General features: G+C 59.7%; 32 protein-coding genes. 13 read left to right on the top strand and 19 right to left on the bottom strand.

The features are described 5' to 3' along the window. Positions 1-3: 3 nt before the first annotated feature. On the bottom strand, positions 4-720 hold the full coding sequence (locus PZ897_RS20005) for a response regulator transcription factor (protein ID WP_275754597.1): 717 nt from the start codon (positions 718-720) through the stop codon (positions 4-6). A gap of 354 nt (positions 721-1074) precedes the next feature. Between PZ897_RS20005 and PZ897_RS20010 the strand changes: the two genes are divergently transcribed. The 3 genes from PZ897_RS20010 (at position 1075) to arfB (ending at position 3882) form a co-directional block, all read left to right on the top strand. After that, positions 1075-2676: a phosphoenolpyruvate carboxykinase gene (locus tag PZ897_RS20010; protein WP_275754598.1), complete on the top strand. Its 1602-nt coding sequence runs from the start codon at positions 1075-1077 to the stop codon at positions 2674-2676. Positions 2677-2773: 97 nt separating this feature from the next. Beyond that, positions 2774-3451 carry a nitroreductase family protein gene (locus PZ897_RS20015; protein WP_275754519.1) on the top strand — a complete coding sequence of 226 codons (678 nt, stop codon included), beginning with the start codon at positions 2774-2776 and terminating at the stop codon, positions 3449-3451. Further along, on the top strand, positions 3448-3882 hold the full coding sequence (gene arfB, locus PZ897_RS20020; RefSeq protein WP_275754520.1) for an alternative ribosome rescue aminoacyl-tRNA hydrolase ArfB: 435 nt from the start codon (positions 3448-3450) through the stop codon (positions 3880-3882). Before PZ897_RS20015 ends, arfB begins: the two co-directional genes overlap by 4 nt. Before the next feature lie 54 nt (positions 3883-3936). Here arfB and PZ897_RS20025 read toward each other — a convergent pair whose 3' ends face one another. Then, positions 3937-4458 carry a TetR/AcrR family transcriptional regulator gene (locus PZ897_RS20025; protein ID WP_275754521.1) on the bottom strand — a complete coding sequence of 174 codons (522 nt, stop codon included), beginning with the start codon at positions 4456-4458 and terminating at the stop codon, positions 3937-3939. Positions 4459-4602: 144 nt separating this feature from the next. Between PZ897_RS20025 and PZ897_RS20030 the strand changes: the two genes are divergently transcribed. The 3 genes from PZ897_RS20030 (at position 4603) to PZ897_RS20040 (ending at position 6895) form a co-directional block, all read left to right on the top strand. Then, positions 4603-5604, top strand: coding sequence for a zinc-binding dehydrogenase (locus PZ897_RS20030; protein ID WP_343217476.1), 1002 nt, complete (start codon positions 4603-4605; stop codon positions 5602-5604). A 139-nt stretch (positions 5605-5743) separates the two neighbouring features. Further along, complete coding sequence (gene lysM / locus PZ897_RS20035; protein WP_275754522.1) at positions 5744-6259, top strand: peptidoglycan-binding protein LysM; 516 nt, start codon at positions 5744-5746, stop codon at positions 6257-6259. Positions 6260-6286: 27 nt separating this feature from the next. Further along, positions 6287-6895, top strand: a complete 609-nt coding sequence (locus PZ897_RS20040; protein ID WP_275754523.1) for an alpha-ketoglutarate-dependent dioxygenase AlkB — start codon at positions 6287-6289, stop codon at positions 6893-6895. Between the two features lie 3 nt (positions 6896-6898). Here the strand turns inward: PZ897_RS20040 and PZ897_RS20045 are convergent, their stop codons facing one another. The 8 genes from PZ897_RS20045 to hisB all read right to left on the bottom strand — a co-directional run bounded on the left by PZ897_RS20045 (position 6899) and on the right by hisB (position 12771). Further along, positions 6899-7861 carry a phosphatase PAP2 family protein gene (locus tag PZ897_RS20045; RefSeq protein ID WP_275754524.1) on the bottom strand — a complete coding sequence of 321 codons (963 nt, stop codon included), beginning with the start codon at positions 7859-7861 and terminating at the stop codon, positions 6899-6901. Positions 7862-7996: 135 nt separating this feature from the next. Further along, a complete protein-coding gene (gene coaA / locus PZ897_RS20050; RefSeq protein ID WP_275754525.1) occupies positions 7997-8989 on the bottom strand; it encodes a type I pantothenate kinase in 993 nt (330 codons plus the stop codon). Further along, entirely contained in the window at positions 8986-9309 is a 324-nt protein-coding gene (locus PZ897_RS20055; RefSeq protein ID WP_275754526.1) for a phosphoribosyl-ATP diphosphatase, read from the bottom strand. The genes coaA and PZ897_RS20055 overlap by 4 nt, the downstream gene beginning before the upstream one ends. A gap of 41 nt (positions 9310-9350) precedes the next feature. Further along, complete coding sequence (gene hisF, locus PZ897_RS20060; protein WP_275754528.1) at positions 9351-10124, bottom strand: imidazole glycerol phosphate synthase subunit HisF; 774 nt, start codon at positions 10122-10124, stop codon at positions 9351-9353. Between the two features lie 103 nt (positions 10125-10227). After that, positions 10228-10998: a 1-(5-phosphoribosyl)-5-[(5-phosphoribosylamino)methylideneamino]imidazole-4-carboxamide isomerase gene (gene hisA, locus PZ897_RS20065; RefSeq protein ID WP_275754529.1), complete on the bottom strand. Its 771-nt coding sequence runs from the start codon at positions 10996-10998 to the stop codon at positions 10228-10230. Position 10999: 1 nt separating this feature from the next. After that, positions 11000-11650: an imidazole glycerol phosphate synthase subunit HisH gene (gene hisH / locus PZ897_RS20070; protein ID WP_275754530.1), complete on the bottom strand. Its 651-nt coding sequence runs from the start codon at positions 11648-11650 to the stop codon at positions 11000-11002. Between the two features lie 5 nt (positions 11651-11655). Further along, a complete protein-coding gene (locus tag PZ897_RS20075; RefSeq protein WP_275754531.1) occupies positions 11656-12126 on the bottom strand; it encodes a DUF2628 domain-containing protein in 471 nt (156 codons plus the stop codon). A 36-nt stretch (positions 12127-12162) separates the two neighbouring features. After that, positions 12163-12771: an imidazoleglycerol-phosphate dehydratase HisB gene (gene hisB, locus PZ897_RS20080; protein ID WP_275754532.1), complete on the bottom strand. Its 609-nt coding sequence runs from the start codon at positions 12769-12771 to the stop codon at positions 12163-12165. A 194-nt stretch (positions 12772-12965) separates the two neighbouring features. Between hisB and hslV the strand changes: the two genes are divergently transcribed. The 5 genes from hslV (at position 12966) to PZ897_RS20105 (ending at position 17635) form a co-directional block, all read left to right on the top strand. Further along, positions 12966-13526 (top strand): ATP-dependent protease subunit HslV, encoded by a 561-nt coding sequence (gene hslV / locus PZ897_RS20085; RefSeq protein WP_275754533.1) that lies wholly within the window; start codon positions 12966-12968, stop codon positions 13524-13526. Continuing rightward, positions 13513-14082 (top strand): GNAT family N-acetyltransferase, encoded by a 570-nt coding sequence (locus PZ897_RS20090; RefSeq protein WP_275754534.1) that lies wholly within the window; start codon positions 13513-13515, stop codon positions 14080-14082. The genes hslV and PZ897_RS20090 overlap by 14 nt, the downstream gene beginning before the upstream one ends. Continuing rightward, on the top strand, positions 14079-15242 hold the full coding sequence (locus PZ897_RS20095; protein WP_275754535.1) for a hypothetical protein: 1164 nt from the start codon (positions 14079-14081) through the stop codon (positions 15240-15242). Before PZ897_RS20090 ends, PZ897_RS20095 begins: the two co-directional genes overlap by 4 nt. Before the next feature lie 7 nt (positions 15243-15249). Continuing rightward, positions 15250-16557 carry an ATP-dependent protease ATPase subunit HslU gene (gene hslU / locus PZ897_RS20100; RefSeq protein ID WP_275754536.1) on the top strand — a complete coding sequence of 436 codons (1308 nt, stop codon included), beginning with the start codon at positions 15250-15252 and terminating at the stop codon, positions 16555-16557. An 88-nt stretch (positions 16558-16645) separates the two neighbouring features. Next, the gene (locus PZ897_RS20105; RefSeq protein ID WP_275754537.1) at positions 16646-17635 is read left to right on the top strand and encodes a DUF1402 family protein; all 990 of its coding nucleotides are present in this window, start codon (positions 16646-16648) and stop codon (positions 17633-17635) included. 144 nt (positions 17636-17779) lie between these two features. On the opposite strand, the gene PZ897_RS20110 is transcribed toward PZ897_RS20105, so the two are convergent. From PZ897_RS20110 to PZ897_RS20125, 4 genes are read right to left on the bottom strand one after another with little or no spacing between them, the layout of a single operon-like run. Beyond that, positions 17780-18163, bottom strand: a complete 384-nt coding sequence (locus PZ897_RS20110) for a helix-turn-helix transcriptional regulator (RefSeq protein WP_275754538.1) — start codon at positions 18161-18163, stop codon at positions 17780-17782. Next, complete coding sequence (locus tag PZ897_RS20115) at positions 18160-18711, bottom strand: Smr/MutS family protein (RefSeq protein WP_275754539.1); 552 nt, start codon at positions 18709-18711, stop codon at positions 18160-18162. The genes PZ897_RS20110 and PZ897_RS20115 overlap by 4 nt, the downstream gene beginning before the upstream one ends. Next, positions 18701-19828, bottom strand: coding sequence for an MltA domain-containing protein (locus PZ897_RS20120; RefSeq protein WP_275754540.1), 1128 nt, complete (start codon positions 19826-19828; stop codon positions 18701-18703). The genes PZ897_RS20115 and PZ897_RS20120 overlap by 11 nt, the downstream gene beginning before the upstream one ends. Continuing rightward, the gene (locus PZ897_RS20125) at positions 19828-20532 is read right to left on the bottom strand and encodes a Tim44/TimA family putative adaptor protein (RefSeq protein WP_275754541.1); all 705 of its coding nucleotides are present in this window, start codon (positions 20530-20532) and stop codon (positions 19828-19830) included. The genes PZ897_RS20120 and PZ897_RS20125 overlap by 1 nt, the downstream gene beginning before the upstream one ends. 132 nt (positions 20533-20664) lie before the next feature. On the opposite strand from PZ897_RS20125, the gene PZ897_RS20130 reads away from it, so the two are divergent. Continuing rightward, complete coding sequence (locus PZ897_RS20130) at positions 20665-21222, top strand: FxsA family protein (protein WP_275754542.1); 558 nt, start codon at positions 20665-20667, stop codon at positions 21220-21222. A gap of 82 nt (positions 21223-21304) precedes the next feature. Beyond that, positions 21305-21820 carry a protein-export chaperone SecB gene (gene secB, locus PZ897_RS20135; RefSeq protein ID WP_275754543.1) on the top strand — a complete coding sequence of 172 codons (516 nt, stop codon included), beginning with the start codon at positions 21305-21307 and terminating at the stop codon, positions 21818-21820. A gap of 77 nt (positions 21821-21897) precedes the next feature. On the opposite strand, the gene dnaQ is transcribed toward secB, so the two are convergent. From dnaQ to PZ897_RS20160, 5 genes are read right to left on the bottom strand one after another with little or no spacing between them, the layout of a single operon-like run. Further along, on the bottom strand, positions 21898-22602 hold the full coding sequence (dnaQ, locus tag PZ897_RS20140; protein ID WP_275754544.1) for a DNA polymerase III subunit epsilon: 705 nt from the start codon (positions 22600-22602) through the stop codon (positions 21898-21900). Beyond that, positions 22595-23203 carry a dephospho-CoA kinase gene (gene coaE / locus PZ897_RS20145; RefSeq protein WP_275754545.1) on the bottom strand — a complete coding sequence of 203 codons (609 nt, stop codon included), beginning with the start codon at positions 23201-23203 and terminating at the stop codon, positions 22595-22597. Before coaE ends, dnaQ begins: the two co-directional genes overlap by 8 nt. Then, entirely contained in the window at positions 23200-24051 is an 852-nt protein-coding gene (locus tag PZ897_RS20150) for a shikimate dehydrogenase (protein WP_275754546.1), read from the bottom strand. Before PZ897_RS20150 ends, coaE begins: the two co-directional genes overlap by 4 nt. Then, positions 24044-24637: a Maf-like protein gene (locus PZ897_RS20155; protein WP_275754547.1), complete on the bottom strand. Its 594-nt coding sequence runs from the start codon at positions 24635-24637 to the stop codon at positions 24044-24046. The genes PZ897_RS20150 and PZ897_RS20155 overlap by 8 nt, the downstream gene beginning before the upstream one ends. Positions 24638-24677: 40 nt before the next feature. Then, positions 24678-25499: a pyruvate, water dikinase regulatory protein gene (locus PZ897_RS20160; protein WP_275754548.1), complete on the bottom strand. Its 822-nt coding sequence runs from the start codon at positions 25497-25499 to the stop codon at positions 24678-24680. Positions 25500-25804: the final 305 nt, after the last annotated feature.

Here is a 25804-nt window from a genome sequence, read left to right on the forward strand (position 1 = left end):
CGGTCATGCTGCTTCCCTGAACCGGTACCCGACGCCGTAGAGAGTTTCAATCATGTCGAAATCATCATCGACCATCTTGAACTTCTTGCGCAAGCGCTTGATGTGGCTGTCGATAGTCCGGTCGTCGACATAGACCTGCTCGTCATAGGCAGCATCCATCAATGCATCGCGGCTCTTGACCACACCGGGTCGCTGGGCGAGCGATTGCAGAATCAGGAACTCGGTCACGGTCAGTGTCACCGGCTCATTCTTCCACGTGCAGGTATGACGCTCCTGGTCCATGACAAGGTTGCCGCGCTCGAGTGATTTTGTCGGTGTCGTGGCCGCACGGCCCGGCGCCGCAGCCGCAGCTTCGCGGTTGGCGGCGCGGCGCAGAACGGCCTTGACGCGTTCGACCAGAAGCCGCTGCGAAAATGGCTTGGTGATAAAATCATCCGCGCCCATCTTGAGGCCGAAAAGTTCATCGATTTCCTCATCCTTGGAGGTAAGGAAGATCACCGGGATATCGGATTTCTGGCGCAACCGGCGCAAAAGCTCCATCCCGTCCATGCGCGGCATCTTGATGTCGAAAATGGCAAGTTGCGGCGGCCGGGCAATCAGGCCATCCAGTGCGGACGCGCCATCGGTGTAGGTTTCAACACGATATCCTTCTGTCTCGAGCGCAATCGAAACCGAGGTCAGGATATTGCGGTCGTCGTCGACGAGCGCGATTGTCTGCATGTCTGTCGTCTCCATCATGTCTTGCACGCCTCCGGGAAGTGCCCCCGATTTCTCCGTCAAACCGCATTATCGCGTCTTTTCGGAACCAGCCGCCACGTCCATGAGGATAAAGTGAGAACAAAATGTGGCACAGATCCCTGCCAGTGTCATTCTCTCATTGTCCGCCCGGCTGAGCCTGCAGAGGCAATTGAACCGATTTAAAACGGCTGCAAAATATTTAAATCGATTAATACACTGATATCATTAAGGAATATGTGAAAGACGTGTTGTTTTTTCAAATTCCCATCCCTATGGTCCGGCCGAAATTGAACCTCTCTGCGCCGGACTGAAAAGGAATCCAAAGTGACCAAGGATCTGGGAGTGCGTAATCCATCGGCTGGAATTGATTTGTGCGGCCTGACCACGAGCGGGCTGGTCCGCTACAATTGCATCGAGGCGGAACTGATCGAACTCGCCGTGGCACGCGGCGAAGCCACGCTGACCGCCCATGGCGCGCTTCGGGCCCTGACGGGTCAGCACACGGGCCGTTCGGCCAAGGACAAGTTCGTGGTCCGAGACGCATCCACCGACAGTCAGATCTGGTGGGACAACAACAAGCCGATGACGCCCGAGGCGTTCGACCTGCTGCATGAGGACATGGTGGCTCACGCCCGGGACAAAGAGCTGTTTGTCCAGGATCTCGTCGGTGGGGCGGACGCTGCCAACGCACTCAATTCGCGGATCGTGACCGAATATGCCTGGCATGCCCTGTTCATTCGCAACCTGCTGATCCGTCCGGACCGGGCAGCGCTGGCCGATTACGCGCCGAAGCTGACCATCATCAACCTGCCATCCTTCCGCGCGGATCCGGCGCGGCACGGCTGCCGCTCCGAAACGGTGATCGCGGTCAATCTGAGCCGCGGCCTGGTGCTGATCGGCGGCACCTCCTATGCCGGCGAGATGAAGAAGTCGGTCTTCACCGTGCTCAACTATTTGCTGCCGGCCAAAGGCGTGATGCCGATGCACTGCTCGGCCAATGCAGGCCCGGACGGCGACACCGCGGTGTTCTTCGGCCTGTCCGGCACCGGCAAGACGACCCTTTCTGCCGATCCGAAGCGCACCTTGATCGGGGACGACGAGCATGGCTGGGGCGAGGACGGCATCTTCAATTTCGAGGGTGGCTGTTACGCCAAGACCATTCGGCTGTCGCGCGACGCCGAGCCGGAGATTTTCGGGACCACCGAACGCTTTGGCACGGTGCTCGAGAATGTGGTTCTGGACCACAACCGGGTGCCGGATTTCGATGATGGCTCGCTGACCGAAAACACCCGCTGCGCCTATCCGTTGCACTTCATCCCCAATGCCAGCGCCACCGGACGCTCGGGGCATCCGCATAATATCATCATGCTGACCGCAGATGCCTTCGGCGTCATGCCTCCCATCGCCAGGCTTACTCCGGAACAGGCCATGTATCATTTTCTGTCGGGCTACACCGCCAAAGTGGCCGGCACGGAAAAGGGCGTGACGGAGCCCGAGGCCACGTTTTCAACCTGTTTCGGCGCCCCGTTCATGCCGCGTCACCCCTCGGAATATGGCGATCTGCTGCGGCAGTTGATCAATGATCACCAGGTCAATTGCTGGCTGGTCAACACCGGCTGGACCGGTGGCGCCTATGGTGAAGGCCAGCGCATGCCGATCAAGGCGACCCGGACGCTGTTGACAGCGGCCCTGGACGGTTCGCTGGAAGACAATGATTTCCGTGTTGACGCCAATTTCGGTTTCGCCGTCCCGGTCGCCGTAAACGGTGTCGAGAGCACGATCCTTGATCCGCGCTCAACCTGGAGCGACAAGAAGGCTTATGATGCCTCGGCCAGTCGCCTCGTCAGCATGTTCATCGAGAATTTTGCCAAATTCGAGGCTCACGTCGATGGGGCGGTGCTGGATGCGGCGCCGGGCTTCAAGTCCGCAGCCGAATAGCCGGCTCTGTCTGGTTGGATTTTGACAGGCCCCGTTGACCCGGCGGGGCCTGTCGCGCATTTTCTGCTCGTCCACATCCCGGCAGGAGCGTCGTGTCATGAGCAAAACCATAAAGACTGTTGCGCACTCGCTCGCCCGGAAAACGGACGCGGAAATGCTGGCCGCGGCACAACAGTTCTTCGATCTGATGCAGGCGCGCCGGACGGTGCGGGAGTTCTCCCCAGATCCGGTCGATCCGGACATCATCCGGCTTGCCGTGCGTGCCGCCGCGACCGCGCCATCGGGTGCCAATCAGCAGCCGTGGAGTTTTGTAGCCATTGGCGATCCGGAGACAAAGCGGGCAATCCGGCAGGCCGCGGAAGAGGAAGAGCGCGCCTTCTATCAGGGCCGCGCCGGCCAAGAATGGCTGGGAGCGTTGTCACCTCTGGGCACTGATGCGGACAAGCCTTTTCTCGAGACCGCGCCGTGGCTGATCGTCATCTTTGGCCAACGCTGGGGGACCGATGCCGACGGCGGCAAGGTCAAACACTATTATGTCCCCGAATCCGTCTCGATCGCGATCGGACTGCTGATTGCCAGCCTGCACGCGGCAGGCCTTGCGACCTTGACCCACACACCGTCTCCCATGGGCTTTCTCAACCAGATCTGCGGCCGGCCCGACAATGAGAAGCCGCTGGTGCTTCTGGTTGTCGGCCACCCGGCTGACAACGCAAGGGTCCCGGCAATCAGCCGCAAGCCGGAACGTGACGTGCTGTACTGGAAAACCAGGTCATGAGCGCCGACTCTCTGTTCGCGGCGCGCGGGATTGTCATAGCCGGCTGGGAACTGAGCGAAAGCTTTATCCGCGCCTCCGGTCCGGGCGGTCAGAACGTCAACAAGGTGGCGACCGCGGTGCAGTTGCGGTTCGATATCCGCAATTCACCGTCGCTTGCAGACCGGGTCAAGGAAAATGCCATCAAGCTGGGCGGCAGCCGGGTCTCCAAGGATGGTGTCATCATCATCGAAGCCGGCCGGTTCCGTACCCAGGAGCGCAACCGGGCGGATGCGCGGGCAAGACTGGTGGAGCTGATTGACCAGGCTTCGGCGCCACCGCCGCCGCCACGGCGCAAGACCCGGCCAACCCGCGGATCGGTGGAGCGGCGTCTGGCAGCCAAAACCGGCCGCGGCATGATCAAGAAAGCGCGCGGCAAAGTCACCGACGAATAGGCCGCTAAGCCGCAACCCGTCTGGGCATCCCCACCAAGCCGCGATCCGGTGCGGTCAGGCACATTGCCGCAAGGCCAGGCTAAGACGCCGGGCGCTGACGACAGCAGCATCCCCATAGAGCGGCCAGCTTTGTGTCAGCCCCTCGATGATCAGGGTCATGTCGACATCACGCCCGGCCTGGCCGGTAACTGCCGCAGCGCGGCGCGCCACCTCGGCCTTGTGGCTTTGCAACAAGGCCCTGAGTGTCGGATCATGCGGAGCCGCGGCGACAGCGGCATGAAACAGGCACCCGTGCGTGGCCTCGCGCCGCATCCATCCTGCAACACGGTCAAGAATCGCTGAGACCGCTGCGTCCGCATCACCAGGCAAGTCATCAAACACATGGGCAATGTAGCGCCGGTGCCGGTGTTCCAGCGCGGTGCGAACCATCACGTCCCGTGACGGCGCATATTTGTAGAGCGTCCGCAGGCTGACTCCTGCGGCATCCCTGAGATCTTCAACACTGGGTTCGGCAAAGCCGTTTTCGGCAAATGCCCGCTCCAGTCCGGCGGCGATTTTGAGTTCGATGGCGTTCATGCTTGACGATGTAGAACGATCCCTCTACCTACGCAAGTAGAAGGAACGCTCTACAAGGATATTCGAGATGGCACTCCCTGCATCGATGCGCGGCATCATACTGACCGGCCATGGTGGTCTGGAAAACTGGAGTGGCGGGAAGATTTGCCTGTTCCGGCTCCAAAACCCGGCGAAGTGCTGATCAAGGTCGGCGCTTCGGCGGTAAACAACACCGATATCAACACGCGCACCGGCTGGTACTCCAAGAGCGTGCGCGGAGGCACGGCCGCAGGAGCATCGCAGGGGTACCGATCATCAGCGACGGATATCGACGGCAGCTGGTCAGGCACGCCGTTATCGTTCCCGCGCATCCAGGGCGCGGATTGCTGTGGTCAGATTGTGGCGGTGGGCGCTGACGGCGATGCCGCGCGGATCGGTGAACGGGTGATGGTGCGCTCGATGCAATCGGGTTCCGCCGCGGGTGAAGACCTGGCACTGGTTACCTTCGGGTCCGAGTATGATGGCGGTTTTGCCGAATATGCTGTCGCCCCTTCACACCACACCATCAAGATCACATCCAGCCTGAGCGACGTCGAGCTGGCGAGCTTCCCGTGTGCCTTTTCGACCGCCGAGGGGATGATCCAGCGTGCCGGGCTTATGGCTGAATCGGTGCTCGTCACCGGTGCCTCGGGCGGTGTCGGGTCGGCAGCAATCCAGCTTGCCAAACGGCGGGGCGCGCATGTGACCGCCGTGACAACCGCCGCAAAGGCAGCGGATCTGAAGGCACTTGGCGCCGACGACACCTTTGATCGCGACGCCGATCTACCCGGCCATGCCTTCGGTGTGGTTCTTGATCTTGTCGGCGGGCCGCGCTGGGACAGCCTGATCGCCAGCCTGCGCAATGGCGGACGCTATGTCACCTCCGGCGCCATTGCCGGGCCGATTGTAGAGCTGGACCTGCGGACGCTCTACCTGCGCGACCTGTCCCTGCTTGGCAGCACCCACCAGCCCGACCATGTCTTCACCGATCTGATCAGATATATCGAGGCCGGTGAAATCCGTCCGGTGATGGCCGCAACCTATCCGCTGCGGAAATTGCCGGAAGCACAAACAGCGTTTCTCGGCAAATCCCACATCGGCAAAATCGGAATCACCGTGGCAGGCTGACCTCGGTTGATCGACAGCCTGCCGGTTCTATCGAGACCGAAAGCGGACCACGTCAGACCAACCGGGCCCAGCTTTTTGTTGGCAGACCGGGTCGCTGCATGCTTAAGTTGGGCGACATCCAACCAGGAGACCATCACACATGGGCATTTTTGATTTCATCAAATCGGCGGGCAAGAAGCTCGGCATCGGCGGCGATGATGACGCTCCCGAAGCCGATGCTGTCAAGAAGGAACTGGATTCGCACGGACTGGGCACCGACAAGGTGGATGTGACGGTTCAGGGTGACAAGATCGTGCTGTCGGGGGTGGTTGAAGATCAGTCGATTTTCGAAAAGGCCATCGTCGCCGTCGGCAATACGCTCGGCATCTCCAAGGTCGAGGCTTCGGAGCTCACAGTGGTCATTCCGGACTCCGGCCTGTCGCTCGGCAACACCGACATGACCGAACTGGTCAAGGCATCAACACCTGCCAAGACACCGCGGTTCCACACGGTCAAGAAAGGCGACAATCTGTGGAAAGTGGCCGAGGCCGCTTACGGCAAGGGCAAGGGTCCCAAATATACGGTGATCTTCGAGGCCAACACGCCGATGCTGTCGCATCCCGACAAGATCTATCCAGGTCAGGTGTTGCGCATTCCCGATATCGAAACCGCCTGAACCGGCGACAGCTCGACAAGGCGAAAGATGCTCGTTCTGCCAAAGGGAGTGCGCCACATTCCCGGCCATCTGGACCGCGACGAACAGGCTTCGCTGGTTGAAGACATCCGGGCGGTGGTGCGGCAAGCGCCGCTTTATCGCCCGGAAATGCCGAGAAGCGGCAAACCGTTGAGTGTCCGGATGACCAATTGCGGCGATCTGGGCTGGGTTGCCGACAAGTCCGGCTACCGCTACCAGCGGCAGCATCCGGTTACCGATGCGCCCTGGCCGCCGGTTCCTGACCGGCTGCTGCAGCTCTGGACCAGGCTGACCGGGGAAACCCGCTTCCCCCAGGCCTGCCTTGTCAATTTTTACGACAGCGGCGCCCGCATGGGCCTGCACCAGGACCGTGACGAGGCCGATTTTTCCGCGCCGGTGGTGTCGATTTCGCTGGGCGACGCCTGCCTGTTCCGCATCGGCGGCACGAAGCGCGATCAGCCGACACGATCGTTCCGGCTGGAAAGCGGGGATATCGTCATCCTTGGCGGCGAAAGCCGGCTGGCGTTTCACGGCGTCGACCGGATCTACCCCGCCACCTCGACCCTGCTCAGGGATGGCGGCCGGATCAATCTGACTTTACGGCGGGTTACGGCCTGATTTTCAGGCCGTGTTGGTGCCGGCCGGAAACCCCGCTCCAATCCGGATGCCCGATTGCAGGCTTGCAGAAGCGTCATGCGGTCTGGATGACCGTCCGAACAGGCAGTTTACCGCAACAACACAGATCGCTGCCAACGGGACACTCGCCACAATGTCGACCAAATAGTGGTTCGCGTTCACGACCGCGGACAGCGCCATAGCCAGGTTGAGCACAAGAAATGGATAGCGCAGCCAGATATTTGACCAGGTTGCCCAGATCAGTAGATAGGCGACACCCGCATGCACGGACGGGAACGTCAGAATGCCCGACATGGCTTTCGATGAGACCTGAAACGTTTCGCTGCTGCGTACCGCTTCGAAGTGATTGATGAACTCGAAGCCGAAATAGGCATTGATGTTGGCGAGTTGTCCTTCGGCATAGCCATAGACGGTGTAGGTCCCATAGGCGGGAAACCAGACGGCCACGACGGCTGCAAGCAGGGTCAGCAGGCCATAGGCGATCATGAACGCATGGGCGCGGCGGTGGTAGCCCAAAAACAACAGCAGCACCGGCACCAGCGCGGTCTGTATCAGGAAGGATTGATACGCCTTGCCGAATGCGCCGGCAAGCAAGGGGCGCGCATCCACAAACGCGATGAAGGAATGCCAGTCAAAGCCGAGCGCCTGGTCCATCCGGATCAGCAGATCATCCGCCAAAGGCATGTTCAGCGACATCGCCATGTAGTTGGCGGTCACCATCGGCAGCATGATCAGAAATTGCCCGGCGATGACGCTGGCGATGCTTCGAAACAGGTTCAATCCCATACGGCCCAGCAGGTATCCCGAGCCCGCAACCAGAAAGCCGGCAAGCAGACTGGCGTAAAATTCATTGTAGGAGACCGTCACTTTGGTGAAGGGCTGGACCAGTAGAACCGCGATCCACATGGCCGCGAGCGCAAGGAAAAACCTCTTCTGGATGTCGTCCAAACATTGATTCCGCATCAACCGGGTCCCGAAAACACAAGTGCCCGGCAGCCTATCCGGCCAACAATAACTTCCAGTTAACAGCTCGGTCTTGCGGCTGCGCGATCCGGTGGATTGATCCGATCTGCCTTGGCATGATCACAGCTTGCGCAACGCAACCTGCTCGATGCGATGGTTTGCCGCCTTGCGCAAGATCAGATCGGCACGCGGACGTGTCGGCAGGATGTTCTGGTGCAGGTTTTTCAGGTTGATGTTTTGCCACAGGCTTTCGGCTATGGCGCGTGCCGCATCGGCTCGAATCGCGGCAAAGCGATGGAAGAAGGATTCGGGGTTGCGGAAGGCGGTTTGCCGCAAGTTCATGAACCTGTCGACATACCATCTGTGAATGTCGGCTTCCGCGGCGTCGATATAGATCGAAAAATCGAAGAAATCCGAGACAAAGGGGACAATCTTGCCGTCTGCAGGCAAATCGCGCACCTGCAATACATTGATACCTTCAAAAATCAGGATGTCGGGCCGGTCGATGGTGATGAATTCGCCCGGCAGAACATCGTAGGTCAGGTGGGAATAACGCGGCGCCCGGACACTGTTCTGGCCGGCCTTGATCTCGGAGAGAAACCGCAGCACCGCACCGACATCATAGCTTTCGGGAAATCCTTTCCGGTCCATCAGGTTTTCTTGCCTGAGCACCTCATTGGGATAGAGAAAGCCATCGGTGGTCACCAGATCAACCTTTGGACTTGAGGGCCAACGCGCCAGCAACTCGGCGAGAACGCGGGCGGTTGTCGACTTGCCCACAGCCACAGAACCGGCGATGCCGATGATGAACGGGGTCTTTGCCACATCTGACAGATTGAGAAACCGCTTGCGTTGTTCAAACAGCAATTGCGAGGATTCGACATGCGCCGACAGCAGCCGCGACAGCGACAGGTAAATCCGCCGCACTTCGTCCAGATCGACCGGATCGTTGAGCGAGCGCAGCCGGCGGACCTCGTCTTCGGTCAGCGTCAGCGGTGTATCGGCGCGAAATTCGGCCCATTTGTCAGCGGTAAAAAAACGGTAGGGCGAGAACTCGTCGCCGGTGAAGTGATCAAGAACAGCTGGTTGGATGTTGGTCAGATCCATACTCACTCCACCGCGCGCCCGGATTTCTCGGCCAGTCCCGATTGCGCAGTCCGGCCTTCGAGCTCGGCCATCACCTCTTCAAGCGGTATGTCGGCTATCCTGAGCACGACCATCAGGTGGTACAGAAGATCAGCGGTTTCGCCTATCAACTCGCCTCGGCTCTGCGATGTCGCGGCGATGACCGTTTCAACGGCTTCCTCGCCGAGCTTCTTGGCGGCTTTGGGCATGCCGGCGCCGACAAGCTTGGCCGTCCACGATTGCGACGGGTCGGCCGACGCGCGCTCGGCGACTTTGCGTTCAAGGTCGGCAAGGGTGAAACTGGTCATTGCAGACATTTCTCCTGGGGGCATTGTTGCGTGCCGCCTGATCAGATCAGGCGCATGTCGAGCCCGGCATCGGCCATATGCTGCTTGGCCTCTTGGATAGTATAGGTTCCGAAATGGAAAATCGAGGCGGCAAGCACGGCGGTGGCGTGACCATCGCGGATCCCTTCCACCAGATGATCGAGCGTGCCGACACCGCCTGAAGCGATCACCGGCACCCGCACCGCATCGGCGATCGTGCGGGTCAGCGCGATGTCGTATCCGCTCTTGGTGCCGTCCCGGTCCATTGAAGTCAGAAGCAACTCGCCGGCACCGCGTTCGACCATCCTTACAGCGAATTCCACCGCGTCGAGCCCGGTCGGCTCACGGCCGCCATGGGTGAAGATCTCCCAGCGGTCGGGCGCACCCGGCGCGGAAACCCTTTTCGAATCGATCGAGACCACAATGCACTGGTTGCCGAACTTGTCGGCGGCTTCCGCCACGAAATCCGGATTCTTCACCGCAGCCGAGTTGATCGACACCTTGTCGGCGCCCGACAGCAGCAGCTTGCGGATATCGGCCACCGTGCGCACTCCACCGCCAACCGTGAGCGGCATGAAGCAATGTTCGGCGGTTTGTGCGACCACGTCGAAAATGGTTTCGCGATTGTCGGACGAGGCGGTGATGTCGAGAAAGCAGAGCTCGTCGGCGCCGGCGGCATCATAGGCCCTGGCGGCTTCCACCGGATCTCCGGCATCGATCAGGTCGACAAAATTGACGCCCTTGACGACGCGACCGTCCTTGACATCGAGACAGGGGATGACTCGAGATTTCAGCATCGGCCGGCCGCTTTCCTGGTTTGCACGTCCTCGCGGCAAAGCCGCTGCGGGGCGCGCGGGCATTCCTTGACATCCAGATAGGGAATGACACGGGATTTGGGGGTCATGAACGGTCAGCGTCCTCGAATTTGGCGGCGTCAATTGCAAGCGTGCCATTGAGGACAGCCAGCGCTTCGGCCGGATCGATGCGGCCATCATAGAGCGCCCGGCCGGAGATTGCGCCTTCAAGCTTCGCTGCGTCGGGCATTTTCATCCGAACGATGTCGGCAATGGAGGCAAGCCCTCCCGAGGCGATGACTGGAATCGAGACCGCACCGGCCAATTCTATGGTCGACTCCCAGTTGATGCCTGTCAGCACGCCGTCGCGGTCGATATCGGTATAGATGATGGCTGAAACGCCGGCGCCCTCGAAACGCTCCGCCAGTTCGAGAACGCCCAGCTCGGAAGCTTCCGCCCAGCCCTCGACCGCCACTTTGCCGCCCTTGGCGTCGATGCCGACGGCAACACGGCCTGGAAACAGCTTGCAGGCCTGCCGCACCAGATCGGGATCTCGAACGGCAATGGTGCCGAGGATCACCCGGGCAAGGCCCTTGTCGAGCCAGGCTTCGATATCGGCCAGCGTGCGAATGCCGCCGCCGAGCTGCACCGGGTTGGTCGTGGCCTTGAGGATTGCCTCAACCGCCGCGCCATTGACGGACTGGCCTTCGAACGCGCCGTTGAGATCAACCACATGCAGCCAGTCAAAGCCCTGTTGCTCGAAGGCGCGGGCCTGGGCGGCCGGGTCTTCATTGTAGATGGTGGCCGTGTCCATTTCACCCAGCTTGAGCCGGACGCAGTGGCCGTCCTTGAGATCGATGGCGGGAAACAGAATCATGTCAGGGCATCCATTTGAGGAAATTGGCGATCAGCGCCAGACCCAGCGTCTGGCTCTTCTCGGGGTGAAACTGGGTTCCGGCCTTGTTGTCGCGTGTCACCGCAGCAGTTACCGGCCCTCCATAATCGGTCGTGGCAATCACGTCGGCAGGATCATCAGCCGACAATTGATAGGAGTGAACGAAATAGGCATGCAGCCCATCCGGTCCGGTCGGAATGCCGTTGAACAAGGGATGCCCGGTCTTCACGTCGAGGGTGTTCCAGCCGATCTGGGGAATTTTCAACGCCGGATTCGACGGCGCGATTTCCACCACATCACCGGGAATCCAGTCAAAGCCCCGGGAGACTGATTTCTCAAGGCCGCGCGTCGACATCAGCTGCATTCCAACGCAAATGCCGAGAAAGGGCCGCGCCTTGTCCTCGACCGCATGACGCAAGGCCGCGTTCATGCCATCAATTGCGTCCAGTCCGGCCCGGCAATCGGCATAGGCGCCGACGCCCGGCAACACCACACGATCCGCGCTGGCAACCCGATCGGCGTCGGCGCTGAGTACGATATGGGCGGAAACATCCGATTCCCGGGCAGCCCGTTCAAACGCCTTGAGCGCCGAGCGCAAATTGCCCGACCCGTAATCGACAATGACAACCTGCATGGGATTCAAATCCTTTCAACCGGCACCAGACCGATGGACCCGGTCTCCCGGCCGGTCGGCCGACCCGGTTTCAAGACGGGGGGACCGGCTCGGGCGCTTGTCTGACCTGCCTGTTCCACGGCCTGGCTTGCGTGAATTTCATAGGCCGTCTCCGGATCGTCGGCCTCAACCACATCCACAAGCCGCCAGCCACGCCGCTGCAATGCGGCTGAACGCCAGTTGCGGCCTTCCAATGCGGTGATTGTCGACACGGCGAGGCTGATCGCCAAGCCGGCAAACGGCTGTCCGGAACTGCCCGCCATCACGGCGGCAGACAACAAGAGCAGCGCACCGATGGCCTCCAGCCACAGCCGGCTGAACAGAAGCCAGAGGACAGGCGCGACAAAAGCCAGAGGCGCGAAGCGATCGGCAATCATGACCGAATGCTGATCGGGAATCCGTGCACCGGGACTGGCCAGGACGAGATAGGTGGTCATGACGGTTTTCTCCGATCGGTCCAACCCCGGACGGGATCAGGCCAGCGAACCCTTGGTCGAGGGAATCCGGTCCTTCTGCCGAGGGTCGACTTCGCAGGCTGTGCGCAACACGCGGGCCACCGCCTTGAAGCAGGTCTCGGCAATATGGTGATTGTTGGCGCCATAGAGAGTGCTGACATGCAGCGTGATACCGGCATGCTGAGCCAGCGCCTGGAAGAATTCGCGCACCAGCTCCGTGTCGAAGGCACCGATCTTGGCGGCCGAAAAGGACACATCCCAGACCAGAAACGGCCGGCCGGAAATGTCGATCGCGGCCCGCGTCAGGGTTTCGTCCATGGCGAGATCGAGCGAAGCATAGCGGTTGATCCCCTTGCGCTCGCCCAGCGCCTTGGCCAGCGCCTGGCCAATCGCAATACCGGTGTCCTCGACCGTGTGGTGATCGTCGATGTGCAGATCGCCCTTGGTCTTGATGTCCATGTCGATCAGAGAATGACGCGACAATTGCTCAAGCATGTGATCAAAAAAACCAACTCCGGTCGAAATCGACCCGGTGCCGGTGCCGTCAACTTTCACGGAGACGGAAATATCGGTCTCGTTGGTTTTACGGGAGAGAGTTGCGGTGCGCGCATTTTTGTTGGTGGCCATCTGACGTCTCCGGACAATGCTTTTGCGCGCTCAATATCAGGCCGCAATCGAAATATCCAGAACGGCTTTGGCAGCGCAAGCATTCCCGCACTCCGGTTGGGGAACTCAGGTCGGATTTGCAATCGCTTTCGGGACACTTACATTGGATTTATCAGACTGCGGCTCGACGCGCCGCCTGCAATAAAGGATGTCCCATGGCCGAGCATAATCCCTTTGGCGAAATGCACGCCACAACAATCATCACGGTGCGCAAGGGTGCGCAGGTGGTCATGGCTGGTGATGGCCAGGTCAGCCTTGGCCAGACGGTGATGAAGGGCAATGCCCGCAAGGTCCGGCGCATCGGCAAGGACAACGATGTGATTGCCGGATTTGCCGGGGCTACGGCTGATGCCTTTACATTGCTGGAACGGCTTGAAGCCAAGCTCGAGCAATACCCCGATCAGCTGACCCGCGCCGCGGTCGAGCTTGCCAAGGACTGGCGCACCGACCGCTACCTCAGACGGCTTGAGGCGATGATGCTGGTCGCCGACCAAACCGTGACCCTGGCGATTACCGGCAATGGCGATGTGCTGGAACCCGAATACGGCACCATGGCTATCGGCTCAGGCGGCAACTTCGCCTATGCCGCAGCCCGTGCCTTGATGGACAGTGAAAGGACCGCCGAAGAGATAGCCCGGCGGGCGATGGAAATTGCCAGCGACATTTGCGTCTACACCAACAGCAATATCGTGATCGAAACCCTTGAGCTCAAGTAAGCCGGCCAGGATCGAATTCCGGCCGGTCACGGCGGATGATTTTCCCTTGCTGGAAACATGGCTGAACGCACCGCATTGGCGTGCGTGGTGGGGCGAGCCGGAGACTGAACTGGGCTATATCCGCGCCATGGTGGAAGGCCGGGACGCCACCCGCCCGTTTGTATTTCTGGTCGACGGCAGTGCGACCGGTTACATTCAGAGTTGGTGCGTGCGTGACCAGCTCAAAGAGCCGTGGCTAAGCAAGGCACCCTGGCTGAAGCAGGTTCCCCCCAACAGCATTGGCGTTGACATGGGCATCGGCGACGCGTCGGATCTGTCGAAGGGGGTTGGTTCAGCCGTGCTGAAGGCGTTTGCCGGCCGGCTTCGCGCCCAGGGTCACGAGAACATCCTCATCGATCCCGATATCACCAACACGCGCGCCATTCGCGCCTACGAGAAAGCCGGGTTCGCGCCGCTGATTGTTTCACGTGAATCATCGGATCATGAGAATGCTGCTGTCTTGATCATGAAACTGGCGCCATCCAGCACCCAAACCAGAAGCGAGACGGCGGTATGATTGATGAAGCAACACTTGATCGCGCGGTCTCCGCCGGCATCCTCGACGCCGGACAACGCGATGCCTTGCTGAGGCTGGCTCGCGACCCAGCCAAACCCCGGTTGCCTCCGGAACCAATCGCCTCGCTTTCGGTCGATGACCAGATGCGGCTGGTCGGCGGTGGCAATGACATTTTCGTCACCGTCGGCATTGTCCTGCTGTTCTCCGGAGTGCTGTTTGCGCTGCGGGCGGTGCTACCTGCAGACAGCATGCTGCTGGCGGCGTCTCTGGCCGCAGCCAGCTGGGGCGTTGCCGAGATTGTCACACGGCAGAAGCGGATGCGGCTGTCGAGCACATTGCTGGCGCTGGTGTTCAGCGCCTCCATGGCTGGCTTGCTGCTTGACTTCATTGGCACCCGGTTCGCGCTTCCCGGCGCCATCAACGCCTTTTCCCTGCTGGCGTTGCGGGGTGATGCCCTTCCGATCGGGCTGATCCTGGGTCTGGGTCTGATCGCCGCTGCTTGTGTCTATTTCATTCGCTTCAAGGTGCCTGTTCTGGCCGCAATCGTGGCTGTGGCCGGTACCGGCCTGGCCTTTCTTGGCGCGGTGCTGATCTATCATGACCGGATGATCAGTGGCGATATCGCCGCGCCGGGGCCCAACCAGCTCGCCGATGTTTTGTCCAGCGCGCTGGCGATTCCGCTCTTGTGCGGAATGATCATTTTCATCGTTGCGGTGTTTCTCGACCTGCGCGACAGAGACCGCCAGACGGTCTGGTCGGATTGCGCGTTCTGGCTGCATGTGATCTCGGCACCTTTGCTGGTTCATCCGCTGTTCATCCTGGCCACAGGTCAGGAGGTGTTTTCGGGCCAGATCGAGCCGGGCGTGACTGCCGGCGTTCTGCTCGGCGTGATGATGGTGGTCTTCGTGCTGGTGGCGCTCGCCATCGACCGGCGTTCGCTGCTGGCGCCGACGCTGGCCTATTTCGGTTCGGTCGGCATCTACTACCTCGTCAGTGGCGCCGCCAATACAACCGGCATCCCGCCCTTCGCCCTGATCCTGATCACCATCGGAGCCATGGTCATCCTGTTCGGCGCCGGCTGGCAAAGGATCCGGCGCTTGATAATCGGACCGCTTCTTCCCACATCATTCCTCGACAGACTTCCCCCGATAAAGGCTTGATTCCGACATGAGCAATTTCTCCCCCCGCGAAACCGTGACCGAGCTGGACCGGTTCATCATCGGCCAGAAGGAGGCCAAACGCGCCGTTGCGATTGCCCTGAGAAACCGCTGGCGCCGGCAGAAGCTGGAGGGTCTGCTGCGTGAGGAAGTGATGCCCAAGAACATCCTGATGATCGGGCCGACCGGTGTGGGCAAGACCGAGATCTCGCGGCGGCTGGCGCGGCTGGCTGGTGCGCCCTTCGTCAAGGTGGAAGCAACCAAATTCACCGAAGTCGGCTATGTCGGCCGCGACGTCGAACAGATCATCCGTGATCTGGTGGAAGTCGGCATCGCCCTGGTCCGCGACCGCAAGCGTGGCGAAGTCGAGGCCAAGGCAAAGCTCAATGCCGAGGAACGGGTCCTGGATGCCCTGGTCGGCAACACCGCGTCGCCCGCAACCCGCGATTCGTTTCGCAAGAAACTGCGCGACGGGCAACTCGATGACAAGGAAATCGAAATTGAAGTTGCGGACAACTCGTCAGGAATGCCGCAGTTTGAACTTCCGGGCATGCAGGGCGGCAATGTCGGCGTTCTCAATCTTGGAGAGTTGTTCGGCAAGGCAATGGGCGGGCGCACACGCAAGATCAAGACAACGGTTCTCGAGTCTTACGATGCGCTGATCAATGATGAATCCGACAAGCTGCTCGACATGGAACAGATTCATCAGGAGGCCCTGCTTTCGGCACAGGATGACGGCATCGTTTTCATCGACGAGATCGACAAGATCGCTTCGCGCGAGGGCGGCATGGGCGCCGGGGTTTCGCGCGAGGGCGTGCAGCGAGATTTGCTGCCGCTGGTCGAAGGCACAACGGTGGCGACAAAATACGGTCCGGTCAAAACCGATCACATCTTGTTTATCGCTTCAGGCGCATTCCATGTGTCCAAACCCTCCGACCTGCTGCCCGAATTGCAGGGCCGTCTGCCGATCCGGGTCGAACTCAGAGCGCTCGGCAAAGACGACTTCCGCCGGATCCTGACCGAGACGGAAGCCAGTTTGATCAAGCAATATGTAGCCTTGCTGGCCACCGAAGATGTCACTTTGGTGTTTACCGATGACGCCATCGACGCGCTGGCGGAGGTCGCCGTGCACCTCAATTCAAGCATCGAAAACATCGGCGCGCGGCGTTTGCAGACGGTCATGGAGCGCGTTCTGGATGAGATTTCTTACACCGCGCCAGATCAGCCGGGGTCGACAATCACCATTGATTCAGACTATGTCCGGGAGCACGTTGGCGACCTCGCTCAGAATACAGACCTGTCGCGATTCATTCTCTAATCCGCGCGATGATGACGTGTGCTTGGTGACCTAGCTGAGGGCCTTGCCGGGCCTCAGGCCAAACATCTTTGACGCATTGGAGAGCAGAATGATTGTGCCCAGTTGCAAGCCCGGTTCCGTGATAGCGATCTCGGTCGCGCTGATGCTGAGCCTCGCGCCGCTGCCACAAGCCTACTCGGCCGACCTTGTGCCTTCGGGCAACCGCAATGCACAGCAGCCTGACATCCCCGGGACCTCGAAGCGCCGCACCCAGGCAACCAAGTCGACCTTTGTCCAAAAATACCAAAAGATTCGCGATCTGATCGTCGAGGACTCAAAGCTGCGCGGGAAAATCCGCTCGGTTTCGGACCAATACAAGATCGATCCGATTCATATTGTCGGCGCTCTGGTGGGCGAACATACCTACAATGTCGACGCCTATGACCATCTGCAAACCTATTACATAAAGGCAGTGTCCTATGCCGGTGAACGGTTTCGGTTTGAACATGGTGGCGAAAGCGTTGTCGATTTCGTCAAACGGCCCGAATTTGCTGCCTGTGACGAGGATTCAGGCTCGGTCAGACTCTGGACCTGTCGCGAGAACATCTGGGAAACCACGTTCCGCGACAAAAAGGTGTCCGGCACATCCTACCCTGATAACCGGTTTGGCGCGGTATTCTTCCAGCCGTTTTTTGCCGGGCAAACCTTTGGCCTGGGCCAGCTCAACCCGCTGACGGCGCTGACCCACACCGATCGTGTCAACAAGGTATCAAGACTACGCAAGCTCAACGCCGGCAATGCTTCGGAAGTTTACAAGGCTATCATGGAGCCGGATTCCACTCTGGCTTACATGGCCGCCGTGATTGCCCAAGCCATCGACGATTACCGGGACATTGCCGGATACGATATCTCGAAAAACCCCGGCCTCACCGCGACGCTCTACAATGTCGGCAATTCCCTGGGCCGGGCAGAAGTGCTGGCAGCGGAAAACCAAACTCGCAAAAAGCGCGGGCAGAAGCCAAAGCTTCCAGTCGAGAATTACTATGGCTGGCTGGTCAACGAGCATGAAGACGAATTGCGTGACATCATCAAGCGTTGATTGCCAGCCAAGCGAGTGGCGGCAGGTGAGGCACGTTGTTCGGATTAAGGTGCATCGCAATCAGACGGATTGGCGTGATGCGCTGTATCGGCTTGACATGATGGCATCGCATCGTCGCCCGGATTCCAAACGGGCGGCGCGTTGCTAGCTTTCGGACTCAGGGTGATCTGGCGCGTCCCCTGTCTCGATAAGAGTGCCGATTTTCTCAAGCGTGTCGTCACTCAGACTGCCGATGGCGGCCGCCAGTTTGTTGGCTGTTTCGGTTGCTTTCGGTGAAAGGCCGGAGGTATCGATGGTTACTTTCGGGCGGGACAGGCCCGCCAGCATCTGCAATTCCTCTGCTTCATCCCAAATGATGTTGAAATAACCAATGACGCGCTGAACGAATTCCCAGCTCGGCTCGGAGCGATTTCCGTGTTCAAGGGCAGATAGATAGGCGGGCGAAACACCAATGGCCGTGGCCATCTCGCGTTGGGTAACGCCGCGTTCGGCGCGCAGCCGGCGCACCGCCTCGCCAAAGGGCGTCATGACATTTTTCCTTTTTCCCGACGCAGGCGGATATAGAGCGCGCCCTCACCGCCATGGCCACGGGCGGCATTTTCGTGGCCGGAAATGAGGAACCGGAATTCCGGCTTGGTCAGCCATATCGGAACCTGTCGCTTGAGAGCGCCATCGCTGCCGCGCGATGCCCCTTTTCCGGTAATGACCAGAACATGCCTGAGACCCCGCTCATGGGCGCGGGCCAGAAAACCGAAAAGCAGATTGTGGGCTTCACTCAATGTCATCCCGTGCAGATCGATGCGGCCATCAATCGGCAGCCGGCCTTTCGACAATTTGCGGGTTACAGGTTTCTCGATCGATTGGAGTTTTGGCTTGGGAAGCGGATTCGGATCGGAGGCCGCTTTGGGCGTCTGTGCCGGCTTGAGCGGCAATGGAGGCTGGGGAGAAACCGTATTTTCCACCGCAAACCAGTCATCCTCGGGGATCTGTTTTCCCGGCAAGGCATCCACTGTTCGCGCGACCCGGGCCCAGATGATCCGGTCTTCGTGGCTGAGTTTGTTTTTATCACCGCTCATGACCAGCCCGCCGCGCAAGATCCGATCCCGCCGGCGCCAACACGATGAACCGCGCCGTCGCCACGATGGATCCGGCCTTGTTGCCAGCTTCGGCACCGCAACCGGCAAACAGATCACCGCGGGCCGGCCCAACAATGGCTGTCCCGGTATCCTGAGCGATCATCAGCCGGGCGAAAGGTCTCGGGGCCGCGAAATCCGAAAGTGCGGGCGCCGAAACAAAGATCGGTGTAGCAAAACTATGAATATGCCGATCGACCGCAAGGGACCGGCCCGGCTCGAGCGGCACCTTAGCGGCTGCAACCGGGCCGAGATATTCATTGTCGACGTCGGCCTCTGCGAAGAAGATATAGGATCTGTTCTCGCGCATCAGCCGGTCGGCCCGGTCTGCATCCACCGCCAGCCAGGCTCTGATCGAAGCCATCGAGACCGAAGCCGCCGTCAACTCGCCGCGTTCAACAAGCAGCCGGCCAATCCCGGTAAAGGGATGGCCGCTCTTTGCCGAATAGGTGAGCCGTCGCGTCCGGCCGTCCTCGAAGCGCAACCTGGCACAGCCCTGCACATGGGCAAAAAACACATCAACACGGCTGCGCGCCCAGGCGATCTCCATATCGCGGCCATCGAATGCACCGTTTTCAATGGCCTGACGGTCGGGACAGGTTTTCATGACGCCGGCATCGTCAAGCATGAAGGCATATCCCGGCGGAATGCCATCCGGCGGGTTGTCAGGATCTGGCACCTTGATCAGGTTCGCGGGCTTGCGCAGAAATGCAAACCGGTAGCCGGATTCTGATTTTTCTCGAGCCTCTACCTCCGGCTCATAATAGCCGGTTACAAGCCCTGCTCCCTGGTCCGGACAAACTTCCACCGGACGGAACCAGGTTTGGAAGAAGCGGCGTGCTTCGAGACGAGATGGATAGCCGGATTCGGGAAATTTCAGAGCCGCGGCATAGGCGGGTTCAAAATCGGCATGACTGAGGCCGAGTGAACCGGTGCGATAGGGTTTGCACTGCATCGCATGAACCGCCGATCGGCGGAAAGCGGCTAACGCGGCTGCAGGATCATCCTGCTCCCAACCAGGGAGGGCCGCGAAGTCTTCCCGCCGAAGCGACAGATCCATTACTGATCGGCTTCCGTCGCAATCAAACGCCAGTTGGGATCGCGTGATCGCGTGTCGCGGGCGAATGTCCAGACATCATTGACATCGGTCGCCTCGATGAGATCGCCTTCGATGACTTCTCCGTCCTTGTCCAAGGTCGCTGATATCAACTGGCTGATGATCCGCAGCGTGATGTTCGCCTCGGTGCCCTTCATGTCAGCCTGGATGATGCTGGCTTTCTCGATGCCGACAAAATTGGACCGCACCGTCTCGCCGCGGGCCTCGCGCTCGTCGATCGCGGCAACGAAGCCGTCATAAACTTCGCGCGAGAGAAGCCCCTTCAAGGTTTTGCGGTCGCCTTCGGCATAGGCGGACACGATCATCTCATAGGCCATACTGCCGCCCTGGACAAATCCGGCCGGATCGAATGTGGAATCAGCCTGCATCACCTCGCGCAGCCCATTGTTGAGTTCGCTGCCCGGTTCCGCATAGGCGTCAGCGGCCGCGAAAGTGTCGCTGGCAGCAGGCTCACGACCGCGACGCGGTAGCGTGACGACCTTCGGATCGTCCAAGCCCCCAGCGTCAGGCGCCTGATCACGCCGGGCCAACCGATCCTGAGGCGGGTGTTCATGCCCGGTCCGCTTGCCAAGCACAGAGCGGAGTTGGATGAATATGATCACCGCAGCCACAAAAAAGAAGAACGTCACAAAATCAAAGGAACCCATTCCCGCCTTCTTTCCATTTCATCATCAAGTAGGATGCATATAATGCCCTCTGACCGATCAATCAAAGGGTCGTGTGATTCTATTTCTTGCAGCCTGTATAAATCGGGCCGCTTTGACCGCGGATAATATGACATGCGTTTTTCCCTCGTTCCTCTCATTCTGCTGGTCATACCACTGGCAGAGATCGCTGCCTTCGTGGTTGTCGGCGGTCAAATCGGCGTTTGGGCAACGCTTGGCATGGTTCTGCTTACAGCCATCATCGGCAGTTTTCTACTCCGCCGGCAGGGGATCGGGCTTTTCAACCGGATCAACGGGGAATTGCGGAGCAATCGCGTTCCGGGCCGCGAACTTGTGCATGGGGTGATGATTCTGGTCGCCGGCGTGTTGTTGCTGACCCCCGGTTTTGTCACCGACTCGTTCGGGTTCCTGTTGTTTGTACCGGCCGTCCGGGACCTTGTCTGGCGAAGTGTCAAGGACCGGGTTGTGGTTCAGGCCATGTCGGGCGGTTTCGGGGCCGGAACGGCGGGCTTCGGTCACCCGTCCAGCCGCGGCGCTGCCGATGACGGAGTGGTCGATCTCGACACCGATGAATATGAGCGCAATCCCAATCCATCATCGCCCTGGTCAGATGATCGCGACCGGTTAAACCGGCCGGGCCAAGGCGGCAGCACCGGCGGAGACGGGTTGTAAGCCCAGTGTCAAAATGCTAGCCCATGACCGAACTTTTTTTACCGGATAGCCGCATCGGCGGATGAAAAACAGGGAAGACCAGATGGCAAAAGATACCACCAAGGGTGATGCGGCAGCAACCGAAGCCAAAGGCAACGGCGAAGCGCCTTCATTGAATGTTTTGGCTCAGTACATCAAAGATCTTTCCTTCGAAAACCCTGGTGCACCAAAATCGCTCGGACCTCGGGAAAAAGCGCCGCAAATCAACATTAATGTCAACGTCAACGCCAATCCTTTGAGCGAAACCGAATTCGACGTTGTTCTTACGATGAATGCCGAAGCCAAGACCGGCGAGACCGTCGTGTTCAATGTCGAATTGACTTATGGTGGCGTTTTTCGCGTGGCGAATTTCCCGCAGGAACATATGCTGCCGCTGCTGTTCATCGAATGCCCGCGGATCTTGTTCCCGTTCGCTCGTCAGATCATCGCCGATGCAACGCGCAATGGCGGCTTCCCGCCGCTGCTGGTCGACCCGATCGACTTTGCCCAGATGTTCCAGCAGCGCATGGCTGAAGAGAACACCAAGGCGCAGGTTAGCCCCGCTGGCCAGGTAAACTGATACCGAGCTTCAGTAGCATTGCCTGTCAGGAAAGCCGCTTTCGGGCGGCTTTTTCTGTGCTGTCGTATAATTTTGCTTCAATTGCCGCCGGCAAGCTTGTGCCAGAGCGCCTTTGCCCCGATTCGGTCAATCAAGACCGCATGGGCTTGCCGTTCGGCATTGGTCAGACGTTGCGGTAAGGCTCGGGGCCGCTCTCCGATTTCAACGATTTCATCGCTGCGGTTGCGCGCTTCCGCTGCATCGTCACTGTTTGACAACCCGAGTGCCGCTTGACGACCGCCCAACATCTCGATGTAGACATCCATAAGCAGCTCGGCATCGAGCAGCGCGCCATGTCTGGTCCGGTGCGAGTTGTCGATGCCATAGCGGCGGCACAGCGCGTCAAGACTGTTCGGGCCCATCGGGTGGCGACGGCGGGCGAGCGAAAGCGTGTCAATGACCACGTCCGGAGCCACCGCTGGAAGGCCGATCCGCTGATACTCGCTGTTGAGAAAACCCATATCGAATGTGGCATTGTGAGCAACATACCGGGCGCCCTCGAAAAACGCGGCAATTTGCTCTGCAACCTCTGAAAACAGCGGCTTGTCCGCCAGAAACGCATCGGTGATTCCATGCACCGCCAGCGCGTCCGGATGCACCTTGCGGCCATCCGGGTTGATGAAGAGATGCAATGTCCTGCCAGTGGGGAACTGGTTTTCCAGCTCGATGCAGCCGATTTCGATGATCCTGTCGGTCTTGTTATCAAGCCCGGTGGTTTCGGTGTCGAAGACAATCTCACGCATTGTTCTTGTCCCGCAATCCGGTCTTCGACAGCTCTGCAACAATAGTGGCGACCTGGCGCTCGGCTGCCTCCAGCCCGTGGCCGGTGTCGATCACATAATCGGCGCGGGCGCGCTTTTCCGCATCCGGTGTCTGCCGCGCCAGGATGGATTCATATTTGTCCTTGCTCATTCCCGGACGGGCCAGCACACGCTGGCGCTGGATATCGGGTGCGCAGCTCACCACGATGATGGTATCGACCCGGTCGGTGGCGCCGGTTTCAAACAGCAACGGAATGTCGAGCAGCACCATTGCTTCGCCGCGGCGGCGCGCAGCTTCGATGAAGTCCCGTTCCTTGGCGCGCACCAGCGGATGAATGATCGCCTCGAGCCGTTTGTATCCCTCGGGTGCAGCCATCAGTCTTTCCGACAGGAGGGTTCGGTTGACCACGCCATGGGCGACGGTTCCGGGAAATTCCGCTTCGATCAAGGGTGCCGCCTCGCCACTGTACAATTGATGGACGATCTCGTCGGCACTGTTGACCGGTATCCCCTTCGCCTTGAACATGTCGGATGTGGTGGATTTTCCCATCCCGATCGAGCCGGTCAGTCCGATGATGATCATGATCCTTTCTCCATTGCACCGATGATCAGCTGCCGCAGCTCCGGCGTTACGCGCGGCGTCTGGCCGAACCATCTGGCAAAGCCCGGCACTGCCTGGTGCAACAGCATACCCAGACCATCGACCGTCGTCAGTCCCTGGCGCCGGGCCAGGGCAAGAATCGGTGTTTCCAGCGGCGTATAGACAATATCGGTGACCAAAGCGGTTTCAGCCATGATGGTGAAATCGATATCGGGAACAGCTGAGCCACCCATTCCCATCGAGGTCGTGTTCACGAAAAGATCGGCGCCTTTGAGCAATTTTTGCAACTGGTCGATTCCATGGGCTGAAATCCTGTCGCCGAATTGATCTGACAAGGCCCGCGCCCGCTCAAGCGTCCGGTTGGCAAGACGAATGGATTGAAACCCGCGCGAGAGCAAAGCATGGATCACCGACCGGCTGGCTCCGCCGGCGCCGAGGATCACCGCGGTTTTGCCGCTGGTCCAGCCAGGCGCGCTTTCGTCGAGATTGGCGGCGAAGCCATGCGAATCGGTGTTGCCCGCCATCAGCCGGCCATTGTCGAGCCACAGGGTGTTGACAGCTCCGATCTGTCGCGCGGTGTCATCAATTTCGTCAACCAGCTCAAGCATGGCTTCCTTGTGCGGAATCGTGACGTTGCCGCCGACAAAGCCGGAGGAGCCGTCTTTCAGTGCGGCGACAAAAGCGCGCAATTCGGCAGGGGCGACCGCAAGCGGGTGATAGCTTCCCGCAAGGCCGGCCTGATCGAGCCAGTGGCGATGTATGAGTGGCGAGCGGGAATGGCCGATGGGATAACCAACAACGAACGCACGGGGCTGATCCAACTCACCCATCGATGGCTCCCAATTCTCTCAGCTTTGCCAACAGCGGCAGCAGCGGCAATCCGATGATGGTGAAATAATCGCCTTCGATGCGGTCGAAGAGTTGAATTCCCGCACCTTCCAGCTGATAGGCGCCGACCGAGGAGAGCACCTTGTCGCCGACGCTGGACAGATGGCGGCCGACAAAGCCGGGATCGAGATCACGCAGGGTCAGCCGCGCGATCGACATGTGCCGCCAGATGGTTTCGCCATCCCTGACAAGGACGATACCGCTGTTGAGTTGATGGGTGCGACCGGACAGCTTGAGCAGGCGGTGCCGGGCTTGCTCCATCGTCTCAGCCTTGTGAAACATCTCGCCGTCGAGCGACAATGTCTGGTCGGAGCCAATCACGATCGCGCCGGGATTTCGGCTGGAGACGTCCTGGGCCTTGGCCTCGGCAAGAATCAACGCCACTTCGTCCGGTTTAAGGTCAACGAGAGCCTCTTCCACAGCGCGCTCATCGGTCTGTGCCGGTTCAACGGTGAAGGTCACACCGGCATTTTCTAACAGACTTTTTCGGAACCGGCTTGCCGAAGCAAGTATGATGGGCGGTGTCATGGACGTCTCCTGGAACGAGGCCTTGTCGGACAAGTCGGGGTTAACGCCACTTGGGACGCAAGGCAAGGATGGCGGCCGCGGTCTCTTCAATCGAACGGCGGGTCACATCGATGACCGGCCAACCGTGCCGTTCGCACAGCGAGCGGGCATATTTGAGCTCTTCGCTGATCAGCGCGCGGTCGGTGTAATGTTCACCCTGATAGCCGGTGGTGGACCCCAGGACCCGGTTCTTGCGCACCTGGGCGATCCGATCAACGGAGGCGACAAGGCCGACCACTGTCGGCTTCTTCGCCGTGATCAGGCCTTCAGGCAGCGGCACGCCGTGGACAATGGGAATGTTTGCAGTCTTGATGCCGCGATTGGCGATATAGATACTGGTCGGGGTTTTCGATGTCCGGCTGATACCCAGAATGATCAGATCGGCCTCTTCAAAATCGGCCGGCAATTGCCCGTCATCGTGATCAAGCGTGAAATTCAGCGCATCGATGCGCTTGAAATACTCTTCGCCCATGACGTGCTGGGCTCCGACCCGGCGTCGCGAAGGCGCTCCCAGATAGGACTGGAACACATCGATCACCGGTTCGAGCACCGACACGCTGGGCAGGCCCATGTCCCGGCATTTGAGCTCGATAATGGATGCCAGGTCGGAATCGACGATGGTGTAAAGCACGATGCCGGGCGCGCCATCGATCGCATCGAGAACCGCAATGAGCTGCTTGCGGGTGCGGATCAACGGATAGAGGTGTTCGAGCGCCTGCGCCGACTGGAACTGCGCGGCGGCGGCGCGGCCGGCCGCCATCAGCGTTTCTCCGGTCGAATCGGAGATCAGATGCAGGTGAAAATAGTTTTTGCTCTGCTCCACAGGATTCTCCGGGGGGTGTTGATAAGCCGGGACAAGATTGAAGTAGGAGCCCTGCCCGACCTTTTGCAAGGGATAACCCACCGGTTTGTCCACAATCGCTCTTGCCGGGATGGTTTCAAGGCACGGTTTTTGGATAATTGGGACAACGATGTTTGCGGCTTCGGTACCTGTCTCCGATTTGGATTGGTAATGGCTTGGAATTATGCGTCATTTTGAAGCCAAAGCAGGCAAAAACGCGAATCCGGTTGGCCTTGGGCAGTGAGCGCCGCTATATGAGCAAGCTGTGGACAGGCTGTGGATAAATC

This window comes from Hoeflea sp. YIM 152468 (assembly GCF_029210485.1).
Taxonomy (GTDB): Bacteria; Pseudomonadota; Alphaproteobacteria; order Rhizobiales; family Rhizobiaceae; genus Hoeflea.

Excerpts from the sequence above, each read along its gene's own strand:
- PZ897_RS20105 (WP_275754537.1), top strand. The coding sequence starts at position 16,646 with ATGATTGTGCCCAGTTGCAAGCCCGGTTCCGTGATAGCGATCTCGGTC.
- PZ897_RS20130 (WP_275754542.1), top strand. The coding sequence starts at position 20,665 with ATGCGTTTTTCCCTCGTTCCTCTCATTCTGCTGGTCATACCACTGGCA.
- PZ897_RS20115 (WP_275754539.1), bottom strand. The coding sequence starts at position 18,711 with ATGAGCGGTGATAAAAACAAACTCAGCCACGAAGACCGGATCATCTGG.
- hisB (WP_275754532.1), bottom strand. The coding sequence starts at position 12,771 with ATGGCCACCAACAAAAATGCGCGCACCGCAACTCTCTCCCGTAAAACC.
- arfB (WP_275754520.1), top strand. The coding sequence starts at position 3,448 with ATGAGCGCCGACTCTCTGTTCGCGGCGCGCGGGATTGTCATAGCCGGC.
- PZ897_RS20015 (WP_275754519.1), top strand. The coding sequence starts at position 2,774 with ATGAGCAAAACCATAAAGACTGTTGCGCACTCGCTCGCCCGGAAAACG.
- hslV (WP_275754533.1), top strand. The coding sequence starts at position 12,966 with ATGGCCGAGCATAATCCCTTTGGCGAAATGCACGCCACAACAATCATC.
- hslU (WP_275754536.1), top strand. The coding sequence starts at position 15,250 with ATGAGCAATTTCTCCCCCCGCGAAACCGTGACCGAGCTGGACCGGTTC.
- coaE (WP_275754545.1), bottom strand. The coding sequence starts at position 23,203 with ATGATCATCATCGGACTGACCGGCTCGATCGGGATGGGAAAATCCACC.
- PZ897_RS20150 (WP_275754546.1), bottom strand. The coding sequence starts at position 24,051 with ATGGGTGAGTTGGATCAGCCCCGTGCGTTCGTTGTTGGTTATCCCATC.
- PZ897_RS20110 (WP_275754538.1), bottom strand. The coding sequence starts at position 18,163 with ATGACGCCCTTTGGCGAGGCGGTGCGCCGGCTGCGCGCCGAACGCGGC.
- PZ897_RS20155 (WP_275754547.1), bottom strand. The coding sequence starts at position 24,637 with ATGACACCGCCCATCATACTTGCTTCGGCAAGCCGGTTCCGAAAAAGT.
- secB (WP_275754543.1), top strand. The coding sequence starts at position 21,305 with ATGGCAAAAGATACCACCAAGGGTGATGCGGCAGCAACCGAAGCCAAA.
- hisA (WP_275754529.1), bottom strand. The coding sequence starts at position 10,998 with ATGATTCTGTTTCCCGCCATCGATCTCAAGGACGGCCACTGCGTCCGG.
- PZ897_RS20055 (WP_275754526.1), bottom strand. The coding sequence starts at position 9,309 with ATGACCAGTTTCACCCTTGCCGACCTTGAACGCAAAGTCGCCGAGCGC.
- PZ897_RS20075 (WP_275754531.1), bottom strand. The coding sequence starts at position 12,126 with ATGACCACCTATCTCGTCCTGGCCAGTCCCGGTGCACGGATTCCCGAT.
- hisH (WP_275754530.1), bottom strand. The coding sequence starts at position 11,650 with ATGCAGGTTGTCATTGTCGATTACGGGTCGGGCAATTTGCGCTCGGCG.
- PZ897_RS20120 (WP_275754540.1), bottom strand. The coding sequence starts at position 19,828 with ATGGATCTGTCGCTTCGGCGGGAAGACTTCGCGGCCCTCCCTGGTTGG.
- lysM (WP_275754522.1), top strand. The coding sequence starts at position 5,744 with ATGGGCATTTTTGATTTCATCAAATCGGCGGGCAAGAAGCTCGGCATC.
- PZ897_RS20125 (WP_275754541.1), bottom strand. The coding sequence starts at position 20,532 with ATGGGTTCCTTTGATTTTGTGACGTTCTTCTTTTTTGTGGCTGCGGTG.
- PZ897_RS20005 (WP_275754597.1), bottom strand. The coding sequence starts at position 720 with ATGCAGACAATCGCGCTCGTCGACGACGACCGCAATATCCTGACCTCG.
- PZ897_RS20095 (WP_275754535.1), top strand. The coding sequence starts at position 14,079 with ATGATTGATGAAGCAACACTTGATCGCGCGGTCTCCGCCGGCATCCTC.
- PZ897_RS20025 (WP_275754521.1), bottom strand. The coding sequence starts at position 4,458 with ATGAACGCCATCGAACTCAAAATCGCCGCCGGACTGGAGCGGGCATTT.
- dnaQ (WP_275754544.1), bottom strand. The coding sequence starts at position 22,602 with ATGCGTGAGATTGTCTTCGACACCGAAACCACCGGGCTTGATAACAAG.
- PZ897_RS20040 (WP_275754523.1), top strand. The coding sequence starts at position 6,287 with ATGCTCGTTCTGCCAAAGGGAGTGCGCCACATTCCCGGCCATCTGGAC.
- hisF (WP_275754528.1), bottom strand. The coding sequence starts at position 10,124 with ATGCTGAAATCTCGAGTCATCCCCTGTCTCGATGTCAAGGACGGTCGC.